The sequence below is a fragment of the Massilia sp. YIM B02763 genome (genome assembly GCF_030412015.1).
In the GTDB taxonomy this organism is placed as follows: domain Bacteria; phylum Pseudomonadota; class Gammaproteobacteria; order Burkholderiales; family Burkholderiaceae_D; genus Telluria.
On the sequence record NZ_JASNRD010000019.1, the window covers coordinates 95,669 to 120,186 of the forward strand.

General features: G+C 66.3%; 28 protein-coding genes. 15 read left to right on the plus strand and 13 right to left on the minus strand.

Features of this window, described 5'->3' with window-relative positions; genetic code table 11:
- Window positions 1–94: 94 nt before the first annotated feature.
- The 4 genes from QPK32_RS20975 (at window position 95) to QPK32_RS20990 (ending at window position 2,932) form a co-directional block, all read left to right on the plus strand.
- The gene (locus tag QPK32_RS20975) at window positions 95–1,645 is read left to right on the plus strand and encodes an ATP-binding protein (RefSeq protein WP_290414739.1); all 1,551 of its coding nucleotides are present in this window, start codon (window positions 95–97) and stop codon (window positions 1,643–1,645) included.
- Entirely contained in the window at window positions 1,642–2,334 is a 693-nt protein-coding gene (locus QPK32_RS20980) for a response regulator (protein ID WP_290414740.1), read from the plus strand. The genes QPK32_RS20975 and QPK32_RS20980 overlap by 4 nt, the downstream gene beginning before the upstream one ends.
- Window positions 2,335–2,414: 80 nt before the next feature.
- Window positions 2,415–2,687, plus strand: a complete 273-nt coding sequence (locus tag QPK32_RS20985; protein WP_290414741.1) for a hypothetical protein — start codon at window positions 2,415–2,417, stop codon at window positions 2,685–2,687.
- 50 nt (window positions 2,688–2,737) lie between these two features.
- Entirely contained in the window at window positions 2,738–2,932 is a 195-nt protein-coding gene (locus tag QPK32_RS20990) for an oxidoreductase-like domain-containing protein (protein ID WP_290414742.1), read from the plus strand.
- Window positions 2,933–2,942: 10 nt separating this feature from the next.
- Here the strand turns inward: QPK32_RS20990 and QPK32_RS20995 are convergent, their stop codons facing one another.
- A complete protein-coding gene (locus QPK32_RS20995) occupies window positions 2,943–3,629 on the minus strand; it encodes a hypothetical protein (protein ID WP_290414743.1) in 687 nt (228 codons plus the stop codon).
- Between the two features lie 180 nt (window positions 3,630–3,809).
- Here QPK32_RS20995 and QPK32_RS21000 point away from each other — a divergent pair, with 180 nt between their 5' ends.
- Together QPK32_RS21000 and QPK32_RS21005 are read left to right on the plus strand one after the other, a co-directional pair.
- Complete coding sequence (locus tag QPK32_RS21000; protein WP_290414744.1) at window positions 3,810–4,295, plus strand: DUF421 domain-containing protein; 486 nt, start codon at window positions 3,810–3,812, stop codon at window positions 4,293–4,295.
- Window positions 4,296–4,493: 198 nt separating this feature from the next.
- Window positions 4,494–5,102: a CHRD domain-containing protein gene (locus tag QPK32_RS21005; protein WP_290414745.1), complete on the plus strand. Its 609-nt coding sequence runs from the start codon at window positions 4,494–4,496 to the stop codon at window positions 5,100–5,102.
- Between the two features lie 162 nt (window positions 5,103–5,264).
- On the opposite strand, the gene gluQRS is transcribed toward QPK32_RS21005, so the two are convergent.
- Entirely contained in the window at window positions 5,265–6,194 is a 930-nt protein-coding gene (gene gluQRS / locus QPK32_RS21010) for a tRNA glutamyl-Q(34) synthetase GluQRS (RefSeq protein WP_290414746.1), read from the minus strand.
- A gap of 71 nt (window positions 6,195–6,265) precedes the next feature.
- Between gluQRS and QPK32_RS21015 the strand changes: the two genes are divergently transcribed.
- Entirely contained in the window at window positions 6,266–6,958 is a 693-nt protein-coding gene (locus QPK32_RS21015) for an SOS response-associated peptidase (RefSeq protein WP_290414747.1), read from the plus strand.
- A gap of 96 nt (window positions 6,959–7,054) precedes the next feature.
- On the opposite strand, the gene QPK32_RS21020 is transcribed toward QPK32_RS21015, so the two are convergent.
- Entirely contained in the window at window positions 7,055–7,570 is a 516-nt protein-coding gene (locus tag QPK32_RS21020; RefSeq protein ID WP_290414748.1) for a nuclear transport factor 2 family protein, read from the minus strand.
- Between the two features lie 129 nt (window positions 7,571–7,699).
- Between QPK32_RS21020 and QPK32_RS21025 the strand changes: the two genes are divergently transcribed.
- On the plus strand, window positions 7,700–8,068 hold the full coding sequence (locus tag QPK32_RS21025; protein WP_290414749.1) for a hypothetical protein: 369 nt from the start codon (window positions 7,700–7,702) through the stop codon (window positions 8,066–8,068).
- Between the two features lie 23 nt (window positions 8,069–8,091).
- On the opposite strand, the gene QPK32_RS21030 is transcribed toward QPK32_RS21025, so the two are convergent.
- On the minus strand, window positions 8,092–8,658 hold the full coding sequence (locus QPK32_RS21030; RefSeq protein ID WP_290414750.1) for an isochorismatase family protein: 567 nt from the start codon (window positions 8,656–8,658) through the stop codon (window positions 8,092–8,094).
- Between the two features lie 114 nt (window positions 8,659–8,772).
- Here QPK32_RS21030 and QPK32_RS21035 point away from each other — a divergent pair, with 114 nt between their 5' ends.
- Window positions 8,773–9,381 (plus strand): TetR/AcrR family transcriptional regulator, encoded by a 609-nt coding sequence (locus tag QPK32_RS21035; protein WP_290414751.1) that lies wholly within the window; start codon window positions 8,773–8,775, stop codon window positions 9,379–9,381.
- Here the strand turns inward: QPK32_RS21035 and QPK32_RS21040 are convergent.
- Window positions 9,378–9,779, minus strand: coding sequence for a RidA family protein (locus tag QPK32_RS21040; RefSeq protein ID WP_290414752.1), 402 nt, complete (start codon window positions 9,777–9,779; stop codon window positions 9,378–9,380). The genes QPK32_RS21035 and QPK32_RS21040 overlap by 4 nt on opposite strands.
- Window positions 9,780–9,894: 115 nt before the next feature.
- On the opposite strand from QPK32_RS21040, the gene QPK32_RS21045 reads away from it, so the two are divergent.
- A complete protein-coding gene (locus QPK32_RS21045) occupies window positions 9,895–10,836 on the plus strand; it encodes a LysR family transcriptional regulator (RefSeq protein WP_290414753.1) in 942 nt (313 codons plus the stop codon).
- Here the strand turns inward: QPK32_RS21045 and QPK32_RS21050 are convergent.
- Entirely contained in the window at window positions 10,814–11,803 is a 990-nt protein-coding gene (locus QPK32_RS21050) for a hypothetical protein (protein ID WP_290414754.1), read from the minus strand. The genes QPK32_RS21045 and QPK32_RS21050 overlap by 23 nt on opposite strands.
- 123 nt (window positions 11,804–11,926) lie before the next feature.
- On the opposite strand from QPK32_RS21050, the gene QPK32_RS21055 reads away from it, so the two are divergent.
- Entirely contained in the window at window positions 11,927–12,178 is a 252-nt protein-coding gene (locus tag QPK32_RS21055) for a DUF3297 family protein (RefSeq protein ID WP_290414755.1), read from the plus strand.
- A 144-nt stretch (window positions 12,179–12,322) separates the two neighbouring features.
- Here QPK32_RS21055 and gltA read toward each other — a convergent pair whose 3' ends face one another.
- The 7 genes from gltA to QPK32_RS21090 all read right to left on the minus strand — a co-directional run bounded on the left by gltA (window position 12,323) and on the right by QPK32_RS21090 (window position 18,666).
- Window positions 12,323–13,624 carry a citrate synthase gene (gene gltA / locus QPK32_RS21060; protein WP_290414756.1) on the minus strand — a complete coding sequence of 434 codons (1,302 nt, stop codon included), beginning with the start codon at window positions 13,622–13,624 and terminating at the stop codon, window positions 12,323–12,325.
- A gap of 60 nt (window positions 13,625–13,684) precedes the next feature.
- Window positions 13,685–13,951 carry a succinate dehydrogenase assembly factor 2 gene (locus QPK32_RS21065; protein WP_290414757.1) on the minus strand — a complete coding sequence of 89 codons (267 nt, stop codon included), beginning with the start codon at window positions 13,949–13,951 and terminating at the stop codon, window positions 13,685–13,687.
- Between the two features lie 242 nt (window positions 13,952–14,193).
- The gene (locus tag QPK32_RS21070; RefSeq protein WP_290414758.1) at window positions 14,194–14,904 is read right to left on the minus strand and encodes a succinate dehydrogenase iron-sulfur subunit; all 711 of its coding nucleotides are present in this window, start codon (window positions 14,902–14,904) and stop codon (window positions 14,194–14,196) included.
- Window positions 14,905–15,058: 154 nt separating this feature from the next.
- Window positions 15,059–16,837: a succinate dehydrogenase flavoprotein subunit gene (sdhA, locus tag QPK32_RS21075; protein ID WP_290414759.1), complete on the minus strand. Its 1,779-nt coding sequence runs from the start codon at window positions 16,835–16,837 to the stop codon at window positions 15,059–15,061.
- A gap of 2 nt (window positions 16,838–16,839) precedes the next feature.
- On the minus strand, window positions 16,840–17,208 hold the full coding sequence (gene sdhD / locus QPK32_RS21080; RefSeq protein WP_290414760.1) for a succinate dehydrogenase, hydrophobic membrane anchor protein: 369 nt from the start codon (window positions 17,206–17,208) through the stop codon (window positions 16,840–16,842).
- A gap of 3 nt (window positions 17,209–17,211) precedes the next feature.
- Window positions 17,212–17,643: a succinate dehydrogenase, cytochrome b556 subunit gene (gene sdhC, locus QPK32_RS21085; RefSeq protein WP_290414761.1), complete on the minus strand. Its 432-nt coding sequence runs from the start codon at window positions 17,641–17,643 to the stop codon at window positions 17,212–17,214.
- 201 nt (window positions 17,644–17,844) lie between these two features.
- Window positions 17,845–18,666 (minus strand): GntR family transcriptional regulator, encoded by an 822-nt coding sequence (locus tag QPK32_RS21090; protein WP_290414762.1) that lies wholly within the window; start codon window positions 18,664–18,666, stop codon window positions 17,845–17,847.
- Window positions 18,667–18,929: 263 nt separating this feature from the next.
- On the opposite strand from QPK32_RS21090, the gene QPK32_RS21095 reads away from it, so the two are divergent.
- The 4 genes from QPK32_RS21095 to acnA all read left to right on the plus strand — a co-directional run bounded on the left by QPK32_RS21095 (window position 18,930) and on the right by acnA (window position 24,308).
- Window positions 18,930–19,919 carry a malate dehydrogenase gene (locus QPK32_RS21095; RefSeq protein ID WP_290414763.1) on the plus strand — a complete coding sequence of 330 codons (990 nt, stop codon included), beginning with the start codon at window positions 18,930–18,932 and terminating at the stop codon, window positions 19,917–19,919.
- 101 nt (window positions 19,920–20,020) lie between these two features.
- Entirely contained in the window at window positions 20,021–21,010 is a 990-nt protein-coding gene (locus QPK32_RS21100) for a CoA ester lyase (protein WP_290414764.1), read from the plus strand.
- A complete protein-coding gene (locus QPK32_RS21105) occupies window positions 21,010–21,531 on the plus strand; it encodes a hypothetical protein (protein WP_290414765.1) in 522 nt (173 codons plus the stop codon). The genes QPK32_RS21100 and QPK32_RS21105 overlap by 1 nt, the downstream gene beginning before the upstream one ends.
- Before the next feature lie 68 nt (window positions 21,532–21,599).
- On the plus strand, window positions 21,600–24,308 hold the full coding sequence (acnA, locus tag QPK32_RS21110) for an aconitate hydratase AcnA (protein ID WP_290414766.1): 2,709 nt from the start codon (window positions 21,600–21,602) through the stop codon (window positions 24,306–24,308).
- Window positions 24,309–24,518 lie beyond the last annotated feature (210 nt).

Consider the following 24,518-nt stretch of genomic DNA (forward strand, 5'->3'; position numbering starts at 1 on the left):
TGGTTGCGACGTTAGTTCCCGCGGTCGTCCCGACGGTGACCGCCGGCCACGCTTGGCCTAGAATGGGCCGTCGCAATCACTTCTCCACAGCGTCTTGAAATTCTCGATCGGCCACCGTCTGTTCGCATCCGTCCTGCTGGCGATCCTGCTCGTCGCCGCGGGCGCGGTGCTGCTGCTGCGCCAGAACGTGCTGGCTGGCTTCGGCGACTATGCCGTCGCCATCGAACTCGATCGCCTGGACGAACTGTCGGCCGCGCTGGCGGCGCGCTACCGGGCCGGCGGCGGCTGGGGCTTCATCCCTGACGAGGAAAGGCGCGGCTGGATCGCCGGCGAACTGCGGCGGCTGCAGCGCCTGCGCGAGGCGACGCGCGTGCTCCCCGCGCCGCCGGCCCCGCCGGCGCCTCCCGCCCCACCGGCGCCGCCCGCATCCGGTCTCGATCCGGTCATGCCGCCCCTGCCCCCACCGCCCATGGCGCGCAGCACGACGGCGCCGGCCCCGCCGCCCCCGCCGCCGGACTCCGCCGAGTCCGACCTGCCGCTGTCCGGCCGCATCACGCTGCTCGATGCCCACGGCGCCTGGCTGGCGGGCCGCAGGCCGCCTGCCGGCACGGCGGGCACCCTGGCGCGCCGCCCCCTGCAAGTCGCGGGGCGCACGGTGGGTTACCTGGCCGTGGCGCGCGGCGCGCTTCCCAGCGACGCGATGGCCATCGCCTTCCTGGAACAACTGCGCAAGAGCCTGTGGCCCATCGCTGCGGCGGCCGTGCTGGCGAGCGCGCTTGCGGCGACGCTGCTGGCGCGCCACTTCCGCCGTCCGATCCGCGCGCTCGAGGACGGCGCGCGGCGCCTGGCCGACGGCCGCTTCGACACGCGCCTGCCCGCCGGCCGCAGCGACGAGCTGGGCGAGCTGGCGCGCCACTTCAATGCGCTGGCCGAACGCCTGGGCGGCATGGAAAGCGCGCGGCGCCAGTGGGTGGCCGACACCTCGCACGAATTGCGTACCCCGCTCGCGGTGCTGCGCGCCCAGCTGGAGGCGCTGCAGGACGGCGTGCGCAGCGCCAGCCCCGCCAATATCGACGCCATGCTGCGCCAGGTGCTGGCCCTGACCAAGCTGATCGACGAACTGTATGCGCTGGCGCGCGCCGACGTCGGCGCCCTCGATTGCCAGCTGGCGCCGCTCGACTTGTGGGAGCTGGCGAGCAGCCACGCCGGCGCCTTCGGCGAACGCCTGCGCGCGGCCGGCCTGGCGCTGGACCTGGGCCCGGCGCCGCCGGACGCCACCGTGCTGGCCGACCCCGACCGCATGCGCCAGGTGTTCGACAACCTGTTCGAGAACAGCCTGCGCTACACGGCCGCCGGCGGCCGCGTGCGCCTGCATGCGCACAGCGACGGCCAGCGCCTGCAGCTGCACCTGGACGACAGCGCGCCGGGGGTGCCGGACGGGGCGCTGGAACACCTGGCCGACCGCTTCTACCGCGTCGACGCCTCGCGCAGCCGCGCCCACGGCGGCGCCGGCCTGGGCCTGGCGCTGTGCCGCCGCCTGCTCGATGCGCAGGGCGCGAGCCTGCATTTCTCGCACTCGCCGCTGCACGGCCTGCGCGCCACCATCGTCGTGCCGCTGGCGCGCCATGTCACGGAGTCCGCATGAACCCATCGCCGCCCCTGCGCATCGCCATCGTGGAAGACGAGCCGGAACTGGCGGACCTGGTCGCCGACTATGCGCGCGCGGCCGGCTACGCGGCCCAGGTCTTCCACGACGGCGCGCAGGCGCTCGACGCGCTGCGCCGCGACCCGCCGGCCCTGGCGGTGCTGGACGTCATGCTCCCCGGCCTGGACGGCCTGGCGCTGTGCCGCGCCCTGCGCGCCGACGGCGACCTCCCCGTCATCATGGTGACGGCGCGCGTGGAAGAGATCGACCGCCTGCTCGGCCTGGAAGCGGGCGCCGACGACTACCTGTGCAAGCCGTTCAGCCCACGCGAGCTGATGGCGCGCATCAGGGCCGTCCTGCGCCGCGCCGGCCCGCCTTCATCCGCCGCGCCGGCGGTGCCCGTGCTGGCCATCGATGCGGCGGCGCATGCCATCCTCGCCAACGGCAAGCCGCTCGACCTGACGCCGACCGAATACGGCATCCTCGCGGCCCTGCTGCGCCGTCCGCGACAGGTGTTTTCGCGCGCCCGGCTGCTCGACCTGGCGCGCGAAGGCGGCGCCCACCTCGACGCTTCCGACCGCACCATCGACAGCCACGTGAAGAACCTGCGCCGCAAGCTCGATGGCGCCCTGCCCGGCCTGGAGCCGATCCGCTCGATCTACGGCGTGGGCTACCGCTTCGATCCCTGAATCCATTTTTTCTCCACATTCGACGCGCATCCTGCGTCCATGGCCTGCCGCAACGCGCGGGCCGCACACGAGGAGAATCGATGAAAGCCATTGTGATCGTACCGCTGCTGGCCGCGCTGGCCGGCCATGCACTGCCGGCCGCCGCGGCGCCCGAGCACGTTCCGCCCAAGGTCCACTGCAAGGACGGCGAGGACAAGTGTCCACCGCCGCCCCCGCCGCCGGCACCGCCTGCGCCACCCGCTGCGCCGGCACCTCCCGCGCTACACGCCTTGCCTGCACCGCCCGCGGCGCCGGCGCAACCGGCACCGCCCCCGCCGCCCCCGCCGCCGCGCGACGGGGAACGGGCACGCTGAACGCGGCATGGCGCTCGACGCGGCGGCGCACGGGCGCTATGCTGGCGTTCATGTCAGCCCCGTCCCCGCCCGCGCATCCATCCACCGATCCGCGCCCGCAGCCCCCGCGCGAGCCGCAGCTGGAAGACTGCTGCGCCAGCGGCTGCGTGCACTGCGTGTTCGACATGTACCAGATCGCGCTGGAGAACTACGAACTGGCGCTCGCGGCGTGGCTCGCGCGCCATCCCGGCGCCGCCGGCGCGTGAGCCGGCCGGCTCAGCGCAGCCCGGGGAAAACCCAGGTCAGCCCGACCGTGAGATAGCGCTCGAGGCCCCAGCGGCCCAGGCGCTGGCCCACGCCGGCGTCGAGCACCAGCCGGTCCGGAATCGCCGCGAAGGCCAGTCCGGCCTGGACGTAGCCATGCCCGCGCTGGGTACCATAGGTCTCCAGCGTCAGCGTCAGCCGGGGCTGCGCCGCCCATTCCGCGCCCACCGCCCACAGGGCACCGCTGCCGTTTCCATGCTGGCGCAGCCAGCCCGCATTGGCATGCACGAGCACGCGATCGTCGAGCAGCGACACCGTCAGCGGCACCAGCACGGACACGTCGCCGACGACGCCGTTGCCCTGGCGGTACTGGTCCGCGATGGTGAGGCCGATGCCCCAGCCATTCGTCTGCAGCGGATGGAAGATCGTCTTGGCCTGCAGCACGCGGGAACGGTAGTGCGATCCCCCATCCGGCAGGATCGCTCCCAGGCCCGCGCCCAATTCCCAGGCGCCGACGCGGCACGTCGGCACGGCCCAGTACTCGCTGCGGCCTGACGGCCGCTGGGTCCAGCTTTCCACCTGGCAGGTGCCGGGTTCCAGGATGGTGGCGTCGTCGACGACCATCGGGCGGCCCGCATGCGCGGGGCGGCAAGCCAGCAGGATGGCCGCCGCGATGGAGGCGGCAAGGCGGAGTGTCATTGAGGAAAAACAAAAGCGACGGTGCCCGAGGATAGACGGCGGCCGCGGCGGCGTCAATACGACCAGTGGCGGATCCGGGCATGCCTGCGGACACCAGCAGTCCTGTGTTCCCTGGCGAACAATCGGGCCGTCCGGACGTCCTTACAATGGTGCCATCGTATCCGACATCATGGAGTGGCTATGTTCGACATGGATCTTCCCTGGTGGGAATTTATCGTGCGCGGGGCGATGGTCTACCTGGCCCTGCTCATCATGGTGCGCCTGTCGGGACGCCGCACCGTCAGCCAGCTGACGCCGTTCGACCTGCTGGTGGTCATGCTGTTGTCGGAAGCCGTGTCGAACGGCTTGTCCGGCGGCGACGATTCCGTGGCGGGCGGCCTGATCATCGCCGCCACGCTGATCGCGCTCAACGCCAGCATCGGCCTGCTGTCGGCCAACAGCCGCAAGATGGAAGCGATGTTCGAGGGCGAGGCGGTCCTCATCGGACGCGACGGCGTCTTCTTCGACAAGGTCTGCAAGCGCAACCGCGTCGGCCAGCTGGACATCGAACAGGCGCTGCGCCAGGCCGACTGCGCCCGCCACGAAATGCAATGCTCCTTCCTGGAACCCGACGGCAGCATCACCGTGCTGAAGCGGCCGCCGGCGACGGATCCGCCGCGTACCTGAGGATGCACAGCTGACGAGGCACAGCTGACGAGGCACAGCTGACGAGGCATAGTTGAATTTCCTGCTCAGTTTCTCGTTGATACTCTCCAGCGGGCATTATCTCAGCCGTATGGTGTGAGCCCGGCCGGACACCCGGTGCTAAGTTTGGACGGCACTCCAGGACGGGGTGCGCAGCTACATGTTCAACAGGAGGCATCCATGAAACGTGTTCTACCCATCCTTGCACTGGCGGCGGCGTCCAGCCTGGCCGTCCCTGCACTGGCCCAGAGCGGGGGCACCACCTACCAGGCGACCGCGGTCGGGGCGCTGGAGGTCCCGCCCAATGCATCGCCAGGCACTGCCACCGTCGCGGTCGAGATCCCCGGCCGCCAGTTGCTGGTCGACCTCTCGTTCCGGGGCCTGCTCGGCAGCACCACCGGCGCCCACATCCATTGCTGCACCGACGAGGCGTTTACCGGCACGTCGCCGATCGCGCTGCCGTTCACCGGCTTCCCGACCGGCGTATCGGGCGGGGAATACTCGGCCGCCTTCAACCTGGGCGACGAGGCGACCTACGACCCGGCCTTCCTGGCGGCGTACGGAGGTACCGCGTCGGGCGCCGCCGCGGCGCTGCTGGCAGGCATCAACGCCAACGAGGCCTACGTCAACATCCACACCGACGCCTACCCGAACGGCGAGATCCGCGGCTTCCTGGTGGCCGCACCGATCCCCGAACCGGCCGAGTGGGCCATGCTGGGCATCGGCCTGGGAGGCTTGTTGTGGATGAACCGGCGCCGGCGCCAGCCGGAGCCCGGGCTGGCGGCTTAGAGCCTATCCCGGTAGGCGGGGGAAAGTTGATGGCAGTGCATGGGAAGTGCGGGCAAGGCGTGAGGAGGCCGCGTGGCGAGCCACGCAACGACGAGCAACGCCGCCCGCGCTTGCCAGGCGCGCCAGCAACGACTCCCGCCTACTGGGGTAGGCTCCTGAGCCTTAGTCCCTGACCGGCGGCAGCGTGGCGCCGCGCTCTGCAAGCAGCCTGGCCCAGGCCGGGACGGCTGCTTGCCAGAACGCGGCCAGCGACCCGGCCTCGATGTTCCCGAGGCCGAGGAAGCCGGCCGCCGTGGCCAGCGCGGCCACGGCGTCGGCCTCGCTGCCGCCGCTTTGCACGGCCGGGGCACCGGTCTGCTTGGAGAGTTTTTCGCCGTCGGCGTTGCGCACGACGGGCACGTGCAGGTAACGCGGCGTCGGCACGCCCAGCAGGCGCTGCAGGTAGATCTGGCGCGGGGTCGAATCGAGCAGATCGGCGCCGCGCACCACGTCCGTCACGCCCTGCTCGGCATCGTCGACGACCACGGCCAGCTGGTAGGCCCAGAAGCCGTCGGCGCGCTTGAGCACGAAGTCGCCCGACTCGCTCGCCAGCCGCTGGCGCACGGTGCCGGCGAAGCGGTCCGTGAAGACGATCTCGTCCTGTCCGGCGTCCGGCACGCGCAAGCGCAGGCTGCGCGCGCTGCGCCCCGGCGCCAGCCCGTGGCGGCAAGTGCCCGGATAGATCGCGGCGCCGTCGGGCGCGACACCCAGGTGCGAATCGGCGATCTCGCGCCGGTTGCAGCCGCAATCGTAGGCGAGAGAGGCAAGCTGTTCGCGGGCGGCCTGGTACAGCTGCTTGCGCCGGCTCTGCCACACCACCTCGCGGTCCGAATGCATGCCGAGCCAGTGCAGCTGGGCCAGGATCTCCTCGGCGGCGCCAGGCACGCTGCGGCCTTCGTCGATGTCCTCGATGCGGATCAGCCAGGTACCATCGTGCACGCGCGCGTCGAGGTAACTGGCCAGCGCGGCCACGAGCGAGCCGGCGTGCAGCACGCCGCTGGGCGACGGCGCGAAGCGGCCGACGTAGGGACTGGAGGAAACGGTATTGCTCACTGCAGCGGCACGGTCATTGGAAGAAGGCGCCACCTTAGCATATCGACCGGGACGGCTGCTATCATTCCCCCATGTGCGTCAATTACCGTCCCCCGCTGCCCGAGCAGCTCGACATGGTGCTCGGGATCCTCGTCGATTTGTATCGTGACCTCGACTGGCCCGGCGAAACCTGGAAGGATTACCAGGCGCCGATCCTGCGCCTGGGCCAGGACGGCGAACGCATGCTGGACCTGGCCAGCTACGGCATGGTCCCGCGCCGCCATATTCCGCCCGGCGTCAAACCCTTCGACACGATGAATGCGCGCGCCGAATCGCTCGGCGAGAAGCGCTCCTATGCGCCGGCCTGGCGCCGGGCGCAATTGTGCGCCGTGCCGATGCAGTGCTTCTTCGAACCGAACTACGAAAGCGGCCGCGCCGAGCGCTTCGGCATCGGCATGCGGGACGACGCGCTGTTCTATGTCGCCGGCCTGTGGCGCCAGTGGGCCGAGGCCGACGGCCAGGTGAGCAGCTCCTTTACCCAGATCACCATCAATGCGGACGAGCACCCGCTGATGCGGCGCTTCCACAAGCCCGGCGACGAAAAGCGTTCGCTGGTGATCCTGCCGCCCGATGAAGTCGGCGATTGGCTGGCATGTCGCAGCCCGGAAGCGGCGCGCAGTTTCCTGCGGCCGTTTCCGGCGGAGGCGATGAAGGCGTGGGCGGCGCCGAAGGAGCCGAAGAAGAAGGTGGAAGAACAGGGGCCGGTGACCGGGTCCTTGTTCTGAGCTTTCCTCGGCTCATGGTGGGCACATGGTGCCCACCCTACAGCAATGGTCGTAGGGTGGGCACCATGTGCCCACCATCATCGCCCGATCAATCGATTACTTTGCCCCTGCCGCGCCCGCCTCGGCCGCCTTGACCAGGCCCGTGACCTGGTTCGCGATCTGGTTCGGCACGGCAATCGACAGCTGGTAATGCACGATCTCGAAGCCCTTGGCCGTCTTGCGGATCACGCCGCTGGCCATGCAATGACCCATGTTTTCCGTGTCCAGCAATTCGTCGAACCAGATGATCGATCCATCCGGCGACGCATACACGTTGCGGCGCGTGGCACGGAAGGTCCAGGCCGGCTTGTTGTCCTGGAAGTAGCCCTTCGCCCATTCCTTGAACGCATCGCGTTTCCACAATTCGCTGCGGTCCGTGCCGATATAGACCCCATCGGCCGCGATCTTGTCGAAATAGGCCTGGCGTCCGTGCGCGGCGTCGTCATGCCAGCTGTCGACGAAGTCGTTGACCTGCTTGACCAGGCGCGGATCGGCCTGGGACACGGCGGCGGCATCGGCCACGGGGAGGATGGCAGCCACCAGCAGGCAGCAGGCGAGGAAGAACGACTTCATGGGCGATCCTTTCCGGAATATCGGGACATGCATACAACATAACAAAAGTGTAACGACCTCGTGCGATTCGTGCCGCACGTATCTTCCTAGTGTACATTTTTGTCAACGACGTCACGACATGCGCACGACATGAACGCTTTCGCACTTGCAAGCTACTTGGTGATGGTGGCAGTGTCCGGCACTGCGTCGGCCGGCGAGCCGACACCGCCGCCCGCCGAACCCTCGCTGCGCGCGCGGCTGTCCGGGGATGTCATCAAGGATGCGGTCAGGGAAACGCTGGCGGAAGCGCCGGCCCGCCGGAAGGAATCGGGCCCGGTGCTGCGCGGCGAGCGCTACGAGGCGTTCGGGCGCGAGATGGAGGAAGCCCGCGTGCCCTCGTGCTGGCACGCGGACGCGATGAAGCACCAGCCGCCGAAGATCGGCCCGATCAATATCGGCGGCATCTTCGTACTCCCCTTCCTGGCCGCGGCCATCGTGCGCGGGAAGTGCAATCCTTGAAGAGAGAGGATGTGGCCCAGGCGTCAGGCCTGCTTGGCGGCAGCCACGATTTCCTCGGTGGTGCGCACGCGGCCCAGCAGCGGGAACACGTTGCGCACGGCGAATTCGTGGTTGCCGTCGCCGATCGACGTCATCGCATCTTCCACGAACACCAGGTCGTAGCCCAGGTCGTGCGCCACGCGCGCGGTCGACTCGACGCCGATATTGGTGGCGATGCCCGTCATGATGATGTCCTTGACGCCGCGGCGGCGCAGGATCTGGTCCAGCTCGGTCGCGTGGAAGGCGCCGAACTGGCGCTTGGTGACGACGAAGTCGCCCGGCTGCACCTGCGCTTCCGGCACGATATCGCTCGGATTCGGCGGCACGACCTTCAGGCCCGGCAGCGCGCGGTCCGTCACGTGGGGTGCCAGCTCGCCGACGCTGACGCGCACATAGACGATGGTGGCGCCGGCGGCGCGCCAGGCATCGGCCACGCGCACGGAATTGGCCACGACCTGGTCGGCCGGATACGGCGCCAGTTCGCGCACGACGTTGCCGTGCTGGAGGTCGATCATCACCAGGGCGGTGGTCTTGGGATTCAGTTGGGTCATGGGAGCTCCGAAAGGGGGTGGTCAGGTATCCCGGCGGTTTTGCGAGGATATCCTCGCAAAAGATAGTAGAGGATGGCCTCGCATAAGTCAACGCGCCGGGCCTATAATGCCGGCATGACAGCATCGCCAACAGATATCGGCCAGGGCGCAGCCCAGGGTGCAATCCCCAAGCGCGAGCGCGGCCATGCGCGCGTCGCCGCCATCCTGGGGGCGGCGACGGCGCTGTTCCTCGACAAGGGCTACGAGGCCGTCACCATGACGGAGATCGCCGCCCGTTCCGGTACCGCCATCGGCTCCCTGTACCGCTTCTTTCCGTCCAAGGAAAGCGTGGCCGACGCGCTGCTGCGCACCTACGCCGAGCGCCTCGCCGAGGGCCTGGCCGCGCTGCAGGCGCACACTCCGCCCCTGGCGCCGGCGCAGTTGGCCGATGCCCTGGTCGACTTCATGCTGGACCTGCGCACGCAACGTAGCGTAGCACTGGCGCTGATCGACGGGCGCGGGCTGGAAACGAGCCGGCAGCAATTGCGCGAGGCCATGCTGGCCGACCTGGGCAAGCTGCTCGCCGCCGCCCTTCCCGCCCTGGAGGCGGCGCGGCGCCTGCCCATGGCGTCGGCCTTGCTGCACCTGCTCAAGGGCGTGGGACAGCTGCCCCAGGGCGGGCCGCTGGAACAGGCGCTGCTGGAAGAGTATCGCCGCCTCGTGCGGGCCTACCTGACGGCCTAGGAGCCCGCCTCCGGCAACCTGGCGATCACCTTGATCTCGAACTCGAAGCCGTACAGCCAGGTAACGCCGATGCCCGTCAGCGTCGGATGCGGCGCCTCTCCCCAGTATTCGCCCACGACCTTCCAGATCGTCTCGAACTTCGATGCGGGGTCGACGATGAAGACCGTGACGTCGACGACGTCGTCGAAGCTGCAGCCGGCGCTGTGCAAGATACCGTTCAGGTTCTCGAACGCGCGGCGGACCTGGGACGCGAGGTCCGCCTCGGGCGAGCCGTCTTCGCGGCTGCCCACCTGGCCGGACACGAACAGGAAGCCGTTCGACCGGATCGCCGGGGAATAGCGGTTCTTCTCATACAGTGCCTGGCGCCCAGGCGGAAAGACGACATCGCGCTTGTTCATCGCTTGCTCCTCGTGGTTGGATGCGAACACTGTAGCCATTTGCCCCGCGCGAATAAATCGACTGATCGCGGCCTCACTATTCGTATAATCCAAATAATCACGAGGAGAAAAGTCGATGGACCGGTTCGATGCGATGACGGTATTCGCGCGGGTAGTGGAGACGGGCAGCTTTACCAGGGCGGCGCTCACGCTCCACATGAGCAAGACCAGCGTCACCCAGCTCGTGCAGCAGCTGGAAGCGCAGCTGCGCGTGAAGCTGCTGAACCGGACGACGCGCAAGGTCAACGTGACGGCCGACGGCGCCGTCTATTACGAGCGCGTGCTGGCGATCCTGGCGGACGTGCTCGATGCCGAGACCAGCTTGCCGAGCGCCGACACGCGGCCGCGCGGCCGGCTGCGGATCGACGTGCCCAGTCCGCTGGCCAGCATGGTGCTGGTGCCGGCCCTGCCCCGCTTCCATGCGCAATACCCCGACATCCAGCTCGACCTGGGCGCGAGCGACCGCCCCGTCGACGTCATCGGCGAGAACGTCGACTGCGTGCTGCGCGGAGGACTGCTCACGGACCAGTCGCTGGCGGCGCGCCATATCGCCGACCTGACGCTGGGTGTGTACGCGTCGCCGGCCTACCTGGCCCAGGCCGGGACGCCCGCACACCCGCGCGAACTGGACGAGGACCGCCACCGCATCGTCGGCTTCCGCTGGGCCAGCACGGGCAGGAACGTTCCGCTGGCGCTGGCGCGCGGCGAGGAGGAAGTGACGGTCCAGGGCCGTTACACGCTGTCGCTCGACGAGGGCAATGCCTACCTGGCGGCCGGCGTCGCCGGGATGGGCGTGCTCTGGCTGCCCGACTACATGGCGCAGCAGCACGCGGCGCGGGGCGAACTGGTGCGCCTGTTCGACGACTGGCGCATCGCGCCGATGCCGCTGTACGCCGCTTATGCGCCGCGCCGCCACGTCAGCCCGCGGCTGCGCGTGTTCATCGACTGGGTCGCGGCCCTGATGGACGAGATCGCGCCGGTCCAGCGCCCGCCGCTCAGGCGCGGCGCGCCGTCCTGAGCTGGCGCACGTCCGGCTGGCGCTCGCTACTGCGCGGCATGCCGGCGGCAGCGGCGAACGGCAGCAGGAAGGGATACAGCTCCCAGGCCAGCCTTCCGTCGATGCGCCCGAACATGGCGCCCAGCAGTGCCGGCACCAGCATCAGCAGCAACAAGCCCTTCAGCTCGGTGATGCGCGGCGGCGCGCGGCGCAGGCCGGCCATCGCCAGCGGCACGACGAGGCCGGCACAGCCGAGCAGCGACAGCCATCCCTTCCAGTCGCCGAAGCGGGCGGCGATGGCGGCGAAGTCGGGCAGCCAGTTCGTGCCGGGCACGCCGGCCTCGATCCACCAGCGCACCATGCCCAGCCACGCCAGCGCCGCGACGACGGCGACGGTGCCGGGCCGGCGACCGACCCGCTGCGTCGCCATGAGCCAGCCCAGCAACAGGATGTTGTCCTCGCTGATGGCCGTCGCCGCCAGCGCCGCGGCCAGGGCCAGGCGCGGCTTGACGGTCAGCACGGCGAACACGAACAGCATGCGCATGCAGATGGAACCGGGTTCGACCAGCGCCGTCGGCGCATACCACACGACCGGCAGCGACAGCATGGCGAGCATGCCCGCCGCCAGCGCGCGCTGGGTGCCGAAGCCCATGCGCCGCACGGCGGCCGTCGCCAGGCAGGCGGTGGCGGCGACGAACAGCCAGTTCAGCACGCCGAACACATGGCTGACCTGGCCCGGCAGCAAGGCGGCCAGCGCGGGAACGGCGAGACGGTAGGAAAACGGAGCCTGGAGCGCCGACTGCGGCAGCTCGCCGCGCAGCCAGCGCGCCGTGTCGAGGTAGGCGTGGGAATCGAAGGCGGCGCTGCCCAGGCGCCAGGCCATCAGGACGAAGGTGACGAGCGCGAAGCCGCCGATCACGAACGTCCAGTTGAAACGCCGGGGAATCCGGTAGATGTTGGACGGTGGGTTGCCAGTAGACTGTGGCATGGGACCAAGTTTAAGTTAACACTTGGAATCAGGATAAGCAAAAGTCGCGAACGCGTCCACACGGTACGCATGAGCGACTTCATCACGCTCGCGCACAAACTCGGAATGATGGATAATTCGGCCATGAACGATACTACCCAACTCCCACCCCTGCCCGACCGCCTGTCCATCGACCCGAAGAGCCCGCACCACAATGCGGAAGTCTTCAAGCACCCGGTCGGCATCCGTTTCAACGGCAAGGAACGCGCCGACGTCGAGGAATATTGCATCAGCGAAGGCTGGATCAAGGTCGCGGCCGGCAAGGTCCTGGACCGCAAGGGCAAGCCGATGCTGATCAAGCTGAAAGGTACGGTCGAGCCGTACTACCAACAATAATCCAACGCCAACGATAACGACAAAGGCCGCCGGATCGCTCCGGCGGCCTTTTCATTTTCGCGGTCATGCATGGTGGGCACATGGTGCCCACCCTACGAACTCGACCGTAGGGTGGACATTACAAGCCCACCATGCAGCCGGCCATCAACGCTTGTCGATACCCGGCACGTCGCGCACCGGCGAGCCGACGAACAGCTGGCGCGGACGGCCGATCTTCTGTTCCGGATCGGCGATCATCTCGTTCCACTGGGCGATCCAGCCCACGGTACGTGCCATCGCGAAGATGCCGGTGAACAGCGAGACCGGGATGCCCAGGGCCGACTGCACGATGCCCGAGTAGAAGTCGACGTTCGGGTACAGCTTGCGCGACACGAAGTATTCGTCGTTCAGGGCGATCTTTTCCAGTTCCATGGCCAGCTTGAACAGCGGGTCGTCCTGCAGGCCCAGCTCTGCCAGCACTTCGTGGCAGGTTTCGCGCATCAGCTTGGCGCGCGGGTCGAAGTTCTTGTACACGCGGTGACCGAAGCCCATCAGCTTCACGCCCGAGTTCTTGTCCTTGACCTTCTCGATGAAGGCCGGGATGTTCTCGACGCTGCCGATTTCCTTCAGCATGTTCAGTGCGGCTTCGTTCGCGCCGCCGTGTGCCGGGCCCCACAGGCAGGCGATGCCGGCGGCGATACAGGCGAACGGGTTGGCGCCCGACGAACCGGCCAGGCGGACGGTCGAGGTCGATGCGTTCTGCTCGTGGTCGGCGTGCAGGGTCAGGATGCGGTCCAGGGCGCGCACCAGCACCGGGTTGACCTTGTACTCTTCGCACGGGTTGGCGAACATCATGTACATGAAGTTGGCGCTGTACGACAGGTCGTTGCGCGGGTACATGAACGGCTGGCCGACGTTGTACTTGTACGCCATGGCGACCAGGGTCGGCAGCTTGGCGATCAGGCGGATCGCCGAGATCTCGCGCTGCTTCGGATCGGTGATGTCCAGCGAGTCGTGGTAGAACGAGGACAGCGCGCCGACGGTACCGACCAGCACGGCCATCGGGTGCGCGTCGCGGCGGAAGCCACGGAAGAAGAACTGCATCTGCTCGTGGACCATCGTGTGCTTGGTCACGTTGTCGGTGAACGCGGCCTTCTGCTCGGCGGTCGGCAGTTCGCCGTTCAGCAGCAGGTAGCAGGTTTCCAGGAAGTCGCAGTTGACGGCCAGTTGCTCGATCGGATAGCCGCGATACAGCAGCTCGCCCTTGTCGCCGTCGATGTAGGTGATGGCCGACTGGCAGGCCGCCGTCGACATGAAGCCCGGATCGTAGGTGAACTTGCCGGTTTGGCCGTACAGCTTGCGGATGTCGATCACGTCCGGGCCGATGGTGCCCTTGTAGATCGGCATGTCGACCGACGGGCTGCCGTCCGAGAACGACAGGGTGGCTTTGGTATCAGAGATGTTCATGGCACTTCCTTATCTGGGAGGTGGGTCTACATAACAAAATTAAAACGAACCTGATTCGTTTTACGCTTGCCTCAAGCGCGCAAGCAGCGCCCGCACGTTCGGCCGGTCGACCTCGCCTTCGGGCTCGGTGCGTGCCAGCAGCAGGTCCATCAGCGGATTGTCCGCCAGGTCCAGCAGCCTGGTCAGCGCATCGACTTCGTCGTCCGTCAATTCTTCTTCATGCGCATCCAGGAAGCGCGTGAGGATCAGGTCGTTTTCGAGCAGGCCACGGCGTGCGCGCCAGCGCAGGCGGGCACGGTTGGCGGGGTCGGATTGATGCGTTTTCACACTAGAGTCCGTTGTTCGGTCAACACTATACTCCGGCTGCCGTTTGACGACAGTACGGTAGTTTTACTGTATTTATTGCAACATTTAGGTGGAATACCGCCAAAATATACGCAATTCGTGGCGGGTATGCCGTCTGCTTGGTGGGCATGCGATGCCCACCCTACTTCTCGACGACGCACATGGTGCGTATCGCCGCGTGGACGGCAAAGCCGTCCACCCTACCCGGCGAGCCGGGCATTTTTTTAGATCGCCCGGCGAACCAGCAATTCCTTGATCTTGCCGATCGCCTTGTTCGGATTCAAACCCTTCGGGCAGACGTCCGTGCAGTTCATGATCGAGTGGCAGCGGAACAGGCGGTACGGGTCTTCGAGGTTGTCCAGGCGCGCGTTGGTCGCTTCGTCGCGCGAGTCGGCGATGAAACGGTACGCTTGCAGCAGGCCGGCCGGGCCCACGAACTTGTCCGGGTTCCACCAGAACGACGGGCACGAGGTCGAGCAGCAGGCGCACAGGATGCACTCGTACAGGCCATCGAGCTCTTCGCGCTCTTCCGGCGACTGCAGGCGCTCCTTCTCCGGCGGGATCGACTCGTTGATCAGGAACGGCTTGACCGAGTGGTACTGCTTGAAGAAGTTGGTCATGTCGACGATCAGGTCGCGCACGACCGGCAGGCCCGGCAGCGGACGCAGCACGATCGGCTGGGTCAGCTCGTTCAGGTTCGTCGTGCAGGCCAGGCCGTTCTTGCCGTTGATGTTCATCGCGTCCGAACCGCACACGCCTTCGCGGCAGGAACGGCGCAGGGCGATCGAGTCGTCGACGTCGGCCTTGATGCGCTGCAGGGCGTCGAGCAGCATCTTGTCGGTGTCTTTCAGCTCGACCGTGTAGTCTTGCATATAGGGCTTCGAATCCTTGTCCGGATCGTAGCGGTAGATCTTCAGTTGGACTGTGCGTGCCATGTTTTACCTTTCGGTTGGGACCTCGCAAAACCTGCTGCGCGTTGCACTGTTGTCCTGCGATGCTCGCCGTACCTTAAGTACGGCTGCGCTTCTCGGACAACATTGCTGCCGCTCGCGACGGTTTTTCGAGGTCCTGTAGCTGTAGCTATATTTGTTAGAACGTACGGGGCTTCGGTTTGAACGTGTCGACCGTCAGCGGCTTGGTCACGACCGGCTTGTAGTCGAGGCGGTTGCCTTCCGAGAAGAACAGGGTGTGCTTCATCCAGTTCTCGTCGTCGCGGTGTTCGTAGTCGCTGTGGGCGTGGGCGCCGCGCGATTCCTTGCGGGCCGCTGCCGAGACGACGGTCGCCTTGGCCACTTCGATCAGGTTGTCCAGCTCGATCGCTTCGATGCGGGCGGTGTTGAACACCTTCGACTTGTCCTTGAACGAGACGTGCTTGCGGCGCTCGTCCAGGGCCATGATTTCGCGCACGCCTTCGTCCATCAGCGCCTGGGTACGGAACACGCCGCAGTGCTTCTGCATCGTGGCGCGGATCGCGTTGGCGACGTCCTGCACCTTCTCGCCGCCGGTCGAGTTCTCCAGCTTGTTCAGGCGGTCCAGCGCGTAGTCGGCGAAGTCGCCCGGCAGCGCGCGGTTGCCCTGGGCCTTCAGGTTCTGGGCGACGATGTGGTTGCCGGCCGCGCGGCCGAACACCACCAGGTCGAGCAGCGAGTTGGTGCCCAGGCGGTTCGCGCCGTGCACCGAGACGCACGAGCACTCGCCGATCGCGTACAGGCCGTTGACGATCTTCTGGCCGCCCTGGCCGTCCGGTGCCACCACCTGGCCGTGGATGTTGGTCGGGATGCCGCCCATCTGGTAGTGGATGGTCGGGACGACGGGGATCGGTTCCTTGGTCGCGTCGACGTTGGCGAACTTGTGGCCGATTTCGAGAATCGACGGCAGGCGCTTGCGGATGGTGTCCGCGCCGATGTGGCGCAGGTCCAGCAGCACGTGGTCCTTGTTCGGGCCGACGCCGCGGCCTTCCTTGATCTCCTGGTCCATCGAGCGCGAGACGAAGTCGCGCGGGGCCAGGTCCTTCAGGGTCGGCGCATAGCGCTCCATGAAGCGTTCGCCGTTCGAGTTGATCAGGATGCCGCCCTCGCCGCGCACGCCTTCGGTGATCAGGACGCCCGCGCCGGCCACGCCGGTCGGGTGGAACTGCCAGAACTCCATGTCCTGCAGCGGCAGGCCGGCGCGTGCCGCCATGCCCAGGCCGTCGCCGGTGTTGATGAAGGCATTGGTCGACGCGGCGAAGATGCGGCCCGCGCCGCCGGTGGCGAACACGGTGGTCTTCGCCTGCAGCATCATGACGTCGCCGGTTTCCATTTCCAGCGCGACCACGCCCAGCACGTCGCCGTCCTGGTTGCGCACCAGGTCCAGCGCCTGCCATTCGACGTAGAAGTGGGTACGCGAGCGGACGTTGCGCTGGTACAGCGTGTGCAGCAGCGCGTGGCCGGTACGGTCGGCGGCGGCGCAGGCGCGCTGCACGGGCTTCTCGCCGAAGTTGGCGGTGTGGCCGCCGAACGGACGCTGGTAGATCGTGCCGTCCGGGTTGCGGTCGAACGGCATGCCGAAGTGTTCGAGTTCGTACACGACCTTCGGTGCTTCGCGGCACATGAATTCGATGGCGTCCTGGTCGCCCAGGTAGTCCGAGCCCTTGACGGTGTCGAACATGTGCCAGTACCAGTCGTCCTCGCTCATATTGCCCAGCGAGGCGCCGATGCCGCCCTGCGCGGCGACGGTGTGCGAACGGGTCGGGAAGACTTTCGACAGCACGGCCACGTTCAGGCCGGCTTCCGACAACTGCAGTGCGGCGCGCAGGCCGGAACCGCCGGCGCCAACGATTACCACGTCAAAGTGGCGGGTGGGAATTGCGTTCTTGATTGCTGCCACGATTACACGCTCCAGAGAATTTGCACAGTCCAGGCGGCGCAGGCGAGCAGCCAGAGCACCGTGGCGATCTGCAGGGTCAGGCGCAGGCCGACCGATTTGATGTAGTCCATCCAGATGTCACGGATGCCGACCCACACGTGGTAGTACAGGCCGAAGAACGTGACCAGGGTGAAGAGTTTGAACCACTGGCGGGCGAACAGGCCGGCCCAGCCTTCGTAGGTGAAGTTCTGGCCGGTCAGGAAGGAGACCAGCAGGATGACGGTGAAGATCACCATCACGATCGCGGTGACGCGCTGGGCCAGCCAGTCGCGCATGCCGTAATGGGCGCCGACGACGAGGCGGCGCTGTCCGATGTTCTTGGGGGTTGCCATGATTTAAAACACTCCAAACAGTTTGAGAGCGACCAGCACGGTCAGGGCCAGGCTGATGACCAGCACCCAGCGCGCGGTCTTCTGCGAGTCATCCTTGTCCAGGGCGATGTGGTTGTCCATGAACAGGTGGCGGATGCCTGCGGTGAAGTGGTGCAGGTAAGCCCAGGACAGGCCCAGGATGATCAGCTTGGCGAACGGATGGCTGACGATGCCGGCGAAATGCGCAAACGAGATTTCGGAGCGGATGCTCTGTTCGAACAGGTACAGCAGGAACGGCAGGAACAGGAACAGGCCGGCGCCGCTGACCCGGTGCAGGATCGAGACGATCGCCGACGGCGGCTGCTTGTAGTACCCGCGGTACGTAATGTCGCCAAAATCGACGTTACGAATTACCGGCCGGCCCTTTTTCTGGGCCTCTCTCACGGCTTCGGACATTTGGAACACCTCCATTGTTACTTTAAGTTATCAAACCCGCAGTTTCGCCGATTTTGTGACCTTCCAATATCCTTTGCGTGGGGGCTCCGGATCTCGGGGAGAACGCGCCGACCGGGCTACCTCGTCGCTTTCCCAAAACCAACTCATTGTAATCGCAACATCAATTTACTGCACCAAGCATAGACCTAGCGCAAAACCTCTTCATGACAATTCGTTCTGGTAATGATGTTGCGCAGTTAAGTACAATCCACGGCGCAATTCCACTGCCTTATCGCCATAGGTAAACGAGGTCCGGTCGACGCACAGCAGCGGCGTGCCCTCCGGGACCTTCAGGTGCTGGGCGGCGCCGGCATCGGCCGCCACCGCACGGATCTTTTCGGAGGCACGGATCATGCGCGTGCCGAACTCGGATTCGAACAGGCCGTACATCGGGCCCTTGTATTCGGCCAGGCGCTCGGCGGTCAGGCCCTTGAACAGCTGGCCCGGGAGCCACAGCTCTTCCAGGATGGTCGGCGCGCCGTCGAACGTCATCAGGCGCTTGATGTAGACGATGGCGTCGCCGGACTTGAGGTCGAGCAGGCGCGCCACTTCGGCGGCCGCGCGGATGCGCTTGACCTCGAGGTATTCGTGGCCCGGCTGGTGCGGCACGCCTTCGTCGGGCATCAGCTTGAGGAAGCGGAAATGGGCGCGCGCCTCGTTGTGGCTGGCGACGAAGGTGCCCTTGCCCTGGCGGCGCACCACCAGGTTCTCGGCGGCCAGTTCGTCGATGGCCTTGCGCACGGTACCCTGGCTGACCTTGTAGCGGGCGGCCAGTTCGACTTCGCTGGGGATCAATTCGCCCGGCTTCCACTCGCCCGATTGCAGGCTCTGGGTGATCAGGGCCTTGATCTGCTGGTACAAGGGAGAGAAGGTCGGCGACATGCCAGTCTGGGAAGGAGCCGATCCACCCGGGGCGCTGCCTGCGCCGGTGGCCCCGCCTGCAGCGGTGCCGTGATTGTTCGGGTTGGACGGAGCTTGGTTCATAGACCGCGATTTTTTCATAAATCCCCTGCCCCGTCCAGTGCGAACGCGGCAAGATTATGTGTCTTATATAAGACATATGATATCAATTGACAGATGGAATTGTACAGGACTACACTCGCGGTCGATCGGGCGTGGATGTACCCCAGAAGACTACGTCACACCCCGTTCCACCGGACTGCCCTTTTGGTATGATGTCAGTTTCGCCAAACTGGCGTATCCTCGGCGTCGCTCCGTTTTCTATCCCAACTATTTGGAGATTCATCATGGCTAAAACCCCAATGCGCGTTGCCGTCACCGGCGCGGCCGGCCAGATCGGCTATTCCCTGCTGTTCCGCATCGCCAACGGCGACATGCTGGGCAAGGACCAGCCGGTCATCCTGCAACTGCTGGAAATCGACAACGAGAAGGCCCAGAAGGCACTCAAGGGCGTCATGATGGAAATCGACGACTGCGCATTCCCGCTGCTGGCCGGCATGACCGCCCATAGCGACCCGATGACCGCCTTCAAGGATGCCGACGTCGCCCTGCTGGTCGGCGCCCGTCCGCGCGGCCCGGGCATGGAGCGCAAGGACCTGCTGGAAGCCAACGCCCAGATCTTCACCGTGCAGGGCAAGGCGCTGGACGCCGTCGCTTCGCGCAACGTGAAAGTGCTGGTGGTCGGCAACCCGGCCAACACCAACGCCTACATCGCCATGAAGTCGGCCCCGAACCTGCCGGCCAAGAACTTCACCGCCATGCTGCGCCTGGACCACAACCGCGCCCTGTCGCAAGTCGCGGCCAAGTCGGGCAAGGCCGTGGGCGACATCGAGAAGATGGTCGTCTGGGGCAACCACTCGCCGACCATGTACGCCGACTACCGCTTCGCCACCGCCGGCGGCCAGTCGCTGAAGGACCTGATCAACGACCAGGAATGGAACGCCAACACCTTCCTGCCGACCGTCGGCAAGCGCGGCGCCGCCATCATCGAAGCGCGCGGCGCCTCGTCGGCCGCATCGGCCGCCAACGCCGCCATCGACCACGTGCGCGACTGGGTGCTGGGCACCAACGGCAAGTGGACCACGATGGGCGTGCCGTCGGACGGTTCGTACGGCATCCCGGAAGGCGTCGTGTTCGGCTTCCCGGTGACCACCGAGAACGGCGAGTACAAGATCGTCCAGGGCCTGGAAATCGATGCATTCTCGCAAGATCGCATCAATAACACCCTGAACGAGCTGAACGAAGAGCGCGCGGGCGTCGCTCACCTGCTGGGTTAATCGCAGGGGTCAGCGCAGGGGTCAGAGTCCGGTGTTGCTTTTCAAAGGACTCTGACCCCGGTGTTCCGCCAGCGGCCCATCCATCTTCACCCAGACACGACATGCATCCTTCCGAGGTTTTATTCCAGGGCCAACGCCAGCCGCTGCTGCTCCCCGCCTGCGACCACTACGCCGGCAGCGAGAAGCTGATGCGCAAATCGATGGCCTTGCAACAAGAGCTTGGTCCCGTCTTCGACATCACCTTCGACTGCGAGGACGGCGCCAGCGCCGGCAATGAGCGCGCCCACGCGGAACTCGTCGCCACGCTCGTCGCCAGCGCGGACAACCGCTTCAAGCGCATCGGCGCGCGCCTGCACGATGCCGCCAGCCCGCACTTCGAGCAGGACGTCGAGATCATCGTCGGCAGCGCCGCGCAGCAGCTGGCCTATGTCGTGCTGCCCAAGCCGAACGGCCTGGAAGACGTGCTGCGCGCCCAGGAAGTCGTGAACCGCGCGGCTGCGAAAGCCGGCCGGTCCTTCCTGCCGCTGCACGTGCTCATCGAAACCCACGGCGCGCTGCACGAAGCCTTCCAGATCGCCGCCCTGCCCCAGGTCGAGTGCCTGTCCTTCGGCATCATGGATTTCGTCTCGAGCCACTACGGCGCGATTCCCGCCGCGGCCATGCGCACCCCGGGCCAGTTCACGCATCCGCTGGTGGTGCGCGCCAAGCTCGAGATGGTGGCGGCATGTCACGCGTATGACAAAGTGGCCTCGCATAATGTGACGACGGACATCAAGGACAGCGCGGTGGTCGCCAACGACGCCACCCGCGCGGCCGGGGAGTTCGGTTTCACGCGCATGTGGAGCATCCATCCGGACCAGATCAAGCCGATCGTGAAGGCGTTCACGCCGCGCATGTCGGAGGTGAACGAAGCCACCCACATCCTGGTCGACGCGATGGCCGCCGAGTGGGGTCCGATCGCCCAGCATGGCCGCTTGCACGACCGCGCCAGCTACCGATATTATTGGACGGTGTTGCAGCGTGCGAAACTGGCCGGCCTGGCGCTGCCCGATGCCGCCGCGGCACTCGTCAATCAACCGGAATCCACCTGATGGCCATCACCCTCCCCCAACTTGCCGCCGCCTGCGTCTTTGCGCTCGCGGCCGCCGGCTTTTGCGCGCCGGCATCCGCCGCCACCGAGCACGAAGCGCACCCGAAAGCGACCAAGGTCCTGAAAGAAAAAGCCAAGGCCGACGCCCACAAGAAGAACAAGAAAAAGAAGGAAGAAGCGGCCCCCGTCGTCGCCGACGAGCCGGAACCGGACATCACCGATACCGTCGTCGCCGAATACTCGTGTGAACTGAACAACAAGGTCACGATCTACACGAACGAGAAGGACGAAGGCCACATCGCGCTGCGCTGGAAGAACCGACTGCACCGCCTGGACCGCGTGGGCACCACCACCGGCGCCCAGCGTTTCGAGAATCCGAAGTTCGGCCTGATCTGGATCGGCATCCCGTCGAAAGGCATCCTGCTCGATTCGAAGCTGAACCGCCAGCTGGCCAACGAATGCAAGAAACCCGAGCCGGCGCCGCAGATGGCCACGGCGCCCGTCGAAAAGAAAGAAGGCTGATGCCGGTCGGACGGTATCGCTGAGCGTTTGTTGTAACAACAAAATCCCCACTGAAGGAGAAGGTTTTCATGTCTCACAATACTTTCAACACCTTGAAGGAGTTCCCGCTCCTGGCCGGCCAGACCGGCAAGTTCTACTCGCTGCCGGCACTGGGCGAAGCCCTGGGCGTGAACCTGTCGCGCCTGCCGGTGTCGATCCGTATCGTCCTGGAATCCGTGCTGCGCAACTGCGACGGCAAGAAGGTCACCGAAGAACACGTCAAGCAACTGGCCAACTGGGGCCCGACCGCCCAGCGCGTCGACGAGATCCCGTTCGTCGTCGCCCGCGTGGTGCTGCAGGACTTCACCGGCGTGCCGCTGCTGGCCGACCTGGCCGCGATGCGCAACGTCGCCGCCAAGACCGGCGCCGATCCGAAGAAGATCGAGCCGCTGGTGCCGGTCGACCTGGTCGTCGACCACTCGGTCACCATCGACCACTTCCGCACCCCGGATTCGCTCGACCTGAACATGAAGATCGAGTTCCAGCGCAATAACGAGCGCTACCAGTTCATGAAGTGGGGCATGCAGGCGTTCGACACCTTCGGCGTCGTGCCGCCGGGCTTCGGCATCGTCCACCAGGTCAACCTGGAATACCTGGCGCGCGGCGTCATGAAGCAAGGCGACAGCTACTACCCGGACACCCTGGTCGGCACCGACTCGCACACCACCATGATCAACGGCGTCGGCGTCGTGGGCTGGGGCGTGGGCGGCATCGAAGCGGAAGCGGGCATGCTGGGCCAGCCGGTCTACTTCCTGACCCCGGACGTCATCGGCGTGAACCTGACCGGCGCGCTGCGCGAAGGCTGCACCGCGACCGACCTGGTGCTGACCATCACCGAAATGCTGCGCCGTGAAAAAGTCGTCGGCAAGTTCGTGGAATTCTTCGGCGAAGGCACCGCCTCGCTGTCGACCACCGACCGCGCGACCATCGGCAACATGGCGCCGGAATACGGCGCGACCATGGGCTTCTTCCCGGTCGACGACAAGACCGTCGACTACTTCCGCGGCACCGGCCGCACCGACGAGGAACTGGCCGCCTTCGAGAACTACTTCAAGGCCCAGAACCTGTTCGGCGTGCCGAAGGAAGGCGAGATCGACTACACCCGCGTGCTGCACCTGGACCTGTCGACCGTGACCCCGTCGCTGGCCGGTCCGAAGCGTCCGCAGGACCGCATCGAACTGGGCAACGTGAAGTCGACCTTCCACGACCTGTTCTCCAAGCCGACCAAGGACAACGGCTTCAACAAGCATGCCGAAGACCTGTCGAAAGTCTACGAGACCACCAACGGCGTGCGCGTGAAGAACGGCGACGTGCTGATCGCCGCGATCACCTCGTGCACCAACACCTCGAACCCGAGCGTGATGATCGCCGCCGGCCTGCTGGCCAAGAAGGCCGTCGAGAAGGGCCTGACCGTCGCGCCGCACATCAAGTCCTCGCTGGCCCCGGGATCGCGCGTGGTCACCAACTACCTGCAGGCGACCGGCCTGCTGCCGTACCTGGATAAACTGGGCTTCGGCGTGACCGCCTACGGCTGCACCACCTGCATCGGCAACGCCGGCGACCTGACCCCGGAACTGAACGCGACGATCACCCAGAACGACATCATCGCGGCCGCCGTCCTGTCGGGCAACCGTAACTTCGAAGCGCGTATCCACCCGAACATCCGCTCGAACTTCCTGGCCTCGCCGCCGCTGGTCGTCGCCTACGCGATCGCCGGCAACGTCACCCGCGACCTGATGACCGAACCGGTCGGCAAGGGCGCGGACGGCGTCGACGTCTACCTGGGCGACATCTGGCCGACCTCGGACGAAGTCCAGGCGCTGATGAAGTTCGCGATGAACTCGGACGTCTTCAAGAACAACTACGCGGACGTCAAGGGCAACCCGGGCGCGCTGTGGGAAGCCGTGTCGTCGGTGTCGGGCCAGGTCTACGATTGGCCGACCTCGACCTACATCGCCGAGCCGCCGTTCTTCAGCGACTTCGAGATGACCCCGAAAGCCGCTTCGGCCGGCATCGCCGGTGCCCGCGCACTGGGCGTGTTCGGCGACTCGATCACCACCGACCACATCTCGCCGGCCGGTTCGATCAAGGAAGACGGTCCGGCCGGTAAATGGCTGAAGGACCACGGCGTCATCAAGGCCGACTTCAACTCCTACGGCTCGCGCCGCGGCAACCACGAGATCATGATGCGCGGCACCTTCGCCAACGTGCGCATCAAGAACAAGATGATCCCGCCGAAGGCCGACGGTTCCGCGGTCGAAGGCGGCATCACCATCCACCAGCCGAGCGGCGAACAGCTGTCGATCTACGACGCGGCCATGAAGTACATCGCGGAAGGCACCCCGACGATGATCTTCGCGGGCGAAGAATACGGCACCGGCTCCTCGCGCGACTGGGCCGCCAAGGGCACCCAGCTGCTGGGCGTGAAGGCCGTGATCGCCCGTTCGTTCGAGCGCATCCACCGCTCGAACCTGGTCGGCATGGGCGTGCTGCCGCTGCAGTTCCTGGGCGACGACAGCGTCGAGTCGCTGGGCATCACCGGCAACGAGACCTACGACCTGCAAGGCCTGGAAGGCGAGATCCGCCCGCAGATGCAGGCGACCCTGGTGATCCACCGCGCCGACGGCAGCACCAAGTCGACCTCGGTCCTGCTGCGCATCGACACCCCGATCGAAGTCGACTACTACAAGCATGGCGGCATCCTGCCGTTCGTGCTGCGTCAGCTGCTGGCTGCGTAATCGCAGGGGTCAGAGTCCGGTGTTTCTTTTGGGACTCTGACCCCGGTTCTCAAAAAGGCCGGGACCCTCGCGGGTCCCGGCCTTTTTCTTTTTGCTGCCCAGTCCGCGACTGAACACCGGGTCAGAGTCCCTTGAAAAGCAACACCGGACTCTGACCCCTGCCATGCATGGTGGGCACGTGGTGCCCACCCTTGTATCTTGATTGAGTTG

Bases quoted from the DNA above. Each gene is read 5' to 3' on its own strand.
- QPK32_RS20980 (WP_290414740.1), top strand. From the start codon at position 1,642: ATGAACCCATCGCCGCCCCTGCGCATCGCCATCGTGGAAGACGAGCCG.
- QPK32_RS20985 (WP_290414741.1), top strand. From the start codon at position 2,415: ATGAAAGCCATTGTGATCGTACCGCTGCTGGCCGCGCTGGCCGGCCAT.
- QPK32_RS20990 (WP_290414742.1), top strand. From the start codon at position 2,738: ATGTCAGCCCCGTCCCCGCCCGCGCATCCATCCACCGATCCGCGCCCG.
- QPK32_RS20995 (WP_290414743.1), bottom strand. From the start codon at position 3,629: ATGACACTCCGCCTTGCCGCCTCCATCGCGGCGGCCATCCTGCTGGCT.
- QPK32_RS21000 (WP_290414744.1), top strand. From the start codon at position 3,810: ATGTTCGACATGGATCTTCCCTGGTGGGAATTTATCGTGCGCGGGGCG.
- QPK32_RS21005 (WP_290414745.1), top strand. From the start codon at position 4,494: ATGAAACGTGTTCTACCCATCCTTGCACTGGCGGCGGCGTCCAGCCTG.
- QPK32_RS21015 (WP_290414747.1), top strand. From the start codon at position 6,266: ATGTGCGTCAATTACCGTCCCCCGCTGCCCGAGCAGCTCGACATGGTG.
- QPK32_RS21020 (WP_290414748.1), bottom strand. From the start codon at position 7,570: ATGAAGTCGTTCTTCCTCGCCTGCTGCCTGCTGGTGGCTGCCATCCTC.
- QPK32_RS21025 (WP_290414749.1), top strand. From the start codon at position 7,700: ATGAACGCTTTCGCACTTGCAAGCTACTTGGTGATGGTGGCAGTGTCC.
- QPK32_RS21030 (WP_290414750.1), bottom strand. From the start codon at position 8,658: ATGACCCAACTGAATCCCAAGACCACCGCCCTGGTGATGATCGACCTC.
- QPK32_RS21035 (WP_290414751.1), top strand. From the start codon at position 8,773: ATGACAGCATCGCCAACAGATATCGGCCAGGGCGCAGCCCAGGGTGCA.
- QPK32_RS21040 (WP_290414752.1), bottom strand. From the start codon at position 9,779: ATGAACAAGCGCGATGTCGTCTTTCCGCCTGGGCGCCAGGCACTGTAT.
- QPK32_RS21045 (WP_290414753.1), top strand. From the start codon at position 9,895: ATGGACCGGTTCGATGCGATGACGGTATTCGCGCGGGTAGTGGAGACG.
- QPK32_RS21050 (WP_290414754.1), bottom strand. From the start codon at position 11,803: ATGCCACAGTCTACTGGCAACCCACCGTCCAACATCTACCGGATTCCC.
- QPK32_RS21055 (WP_290414755.1), top strand. From the start codon at position 11,927: ATGAACGATACTACCCAACTCCCACCCCTGCCCGACCGCCTGTCCATC.
- gltA (WP_290414756.1), bottom strand. From the start codon at position 13,624: ATGAACATCTCTGATACCAAAGCCACCCTGTCGTTCTCGGACGGCAGC.
- QPK32_RS21070 (WP_290414758.1), bottom strand. From the start codon at position 14,904: ATGGCACGCACAGTCCAACTGAAGATCTACCGCTACGATCCGGACAAG.
- sdhD (WP_290414760.1), bottom strand. From the start codon at position 17,208: ATGGCAACCCCCAAGAACATCGGACAGCGCCGCCTCGTCGTCGGCGCC.
- sdhC (WP_290414761.1), bottom strand. From the start codon at position 17,643: ATGTCCGAAGCCGTGAGAGAGGCCCAGAAAAAGGGCCGGCCGGTAATT.
- QPK32_RS21090 (WP_290414762.1), bottom strand. From the start codon at position 18,666: ATGAACCAAGCTCCGTCCAACCCGAACAATCACGGCACCGCTGCAGGC.
- QPK32_RS21095 (WP_290414763.1), top strand. From the start codon at position 18,930: ATGGCTAAAACCCCAATGCGCGTTGCCGTCACCGGCGCGGCCGGCCAG.
- QPK32_RS21100 (WP_290414764.1), top strand. From the start codon at position 20,021: ATGCATCCTTCCGAGGTTTTATTCCAGGGCCAACGCCAGCCGCTGCTG.
- QPK32_RS21105 (WP_290414765.1), top strand. From the start codon at position 21,010: ATGGCCATCACCCTCCCCCAACTTGCCGCCGCCTGCGTCTTTGCGCTC.
- acnA (WP_290414766.1), top strand. From the start codon at position 21,600: ATGTCTCACAATACTTTCAACACCTTGAAGGAGTTCCCGCTCCTGGCC.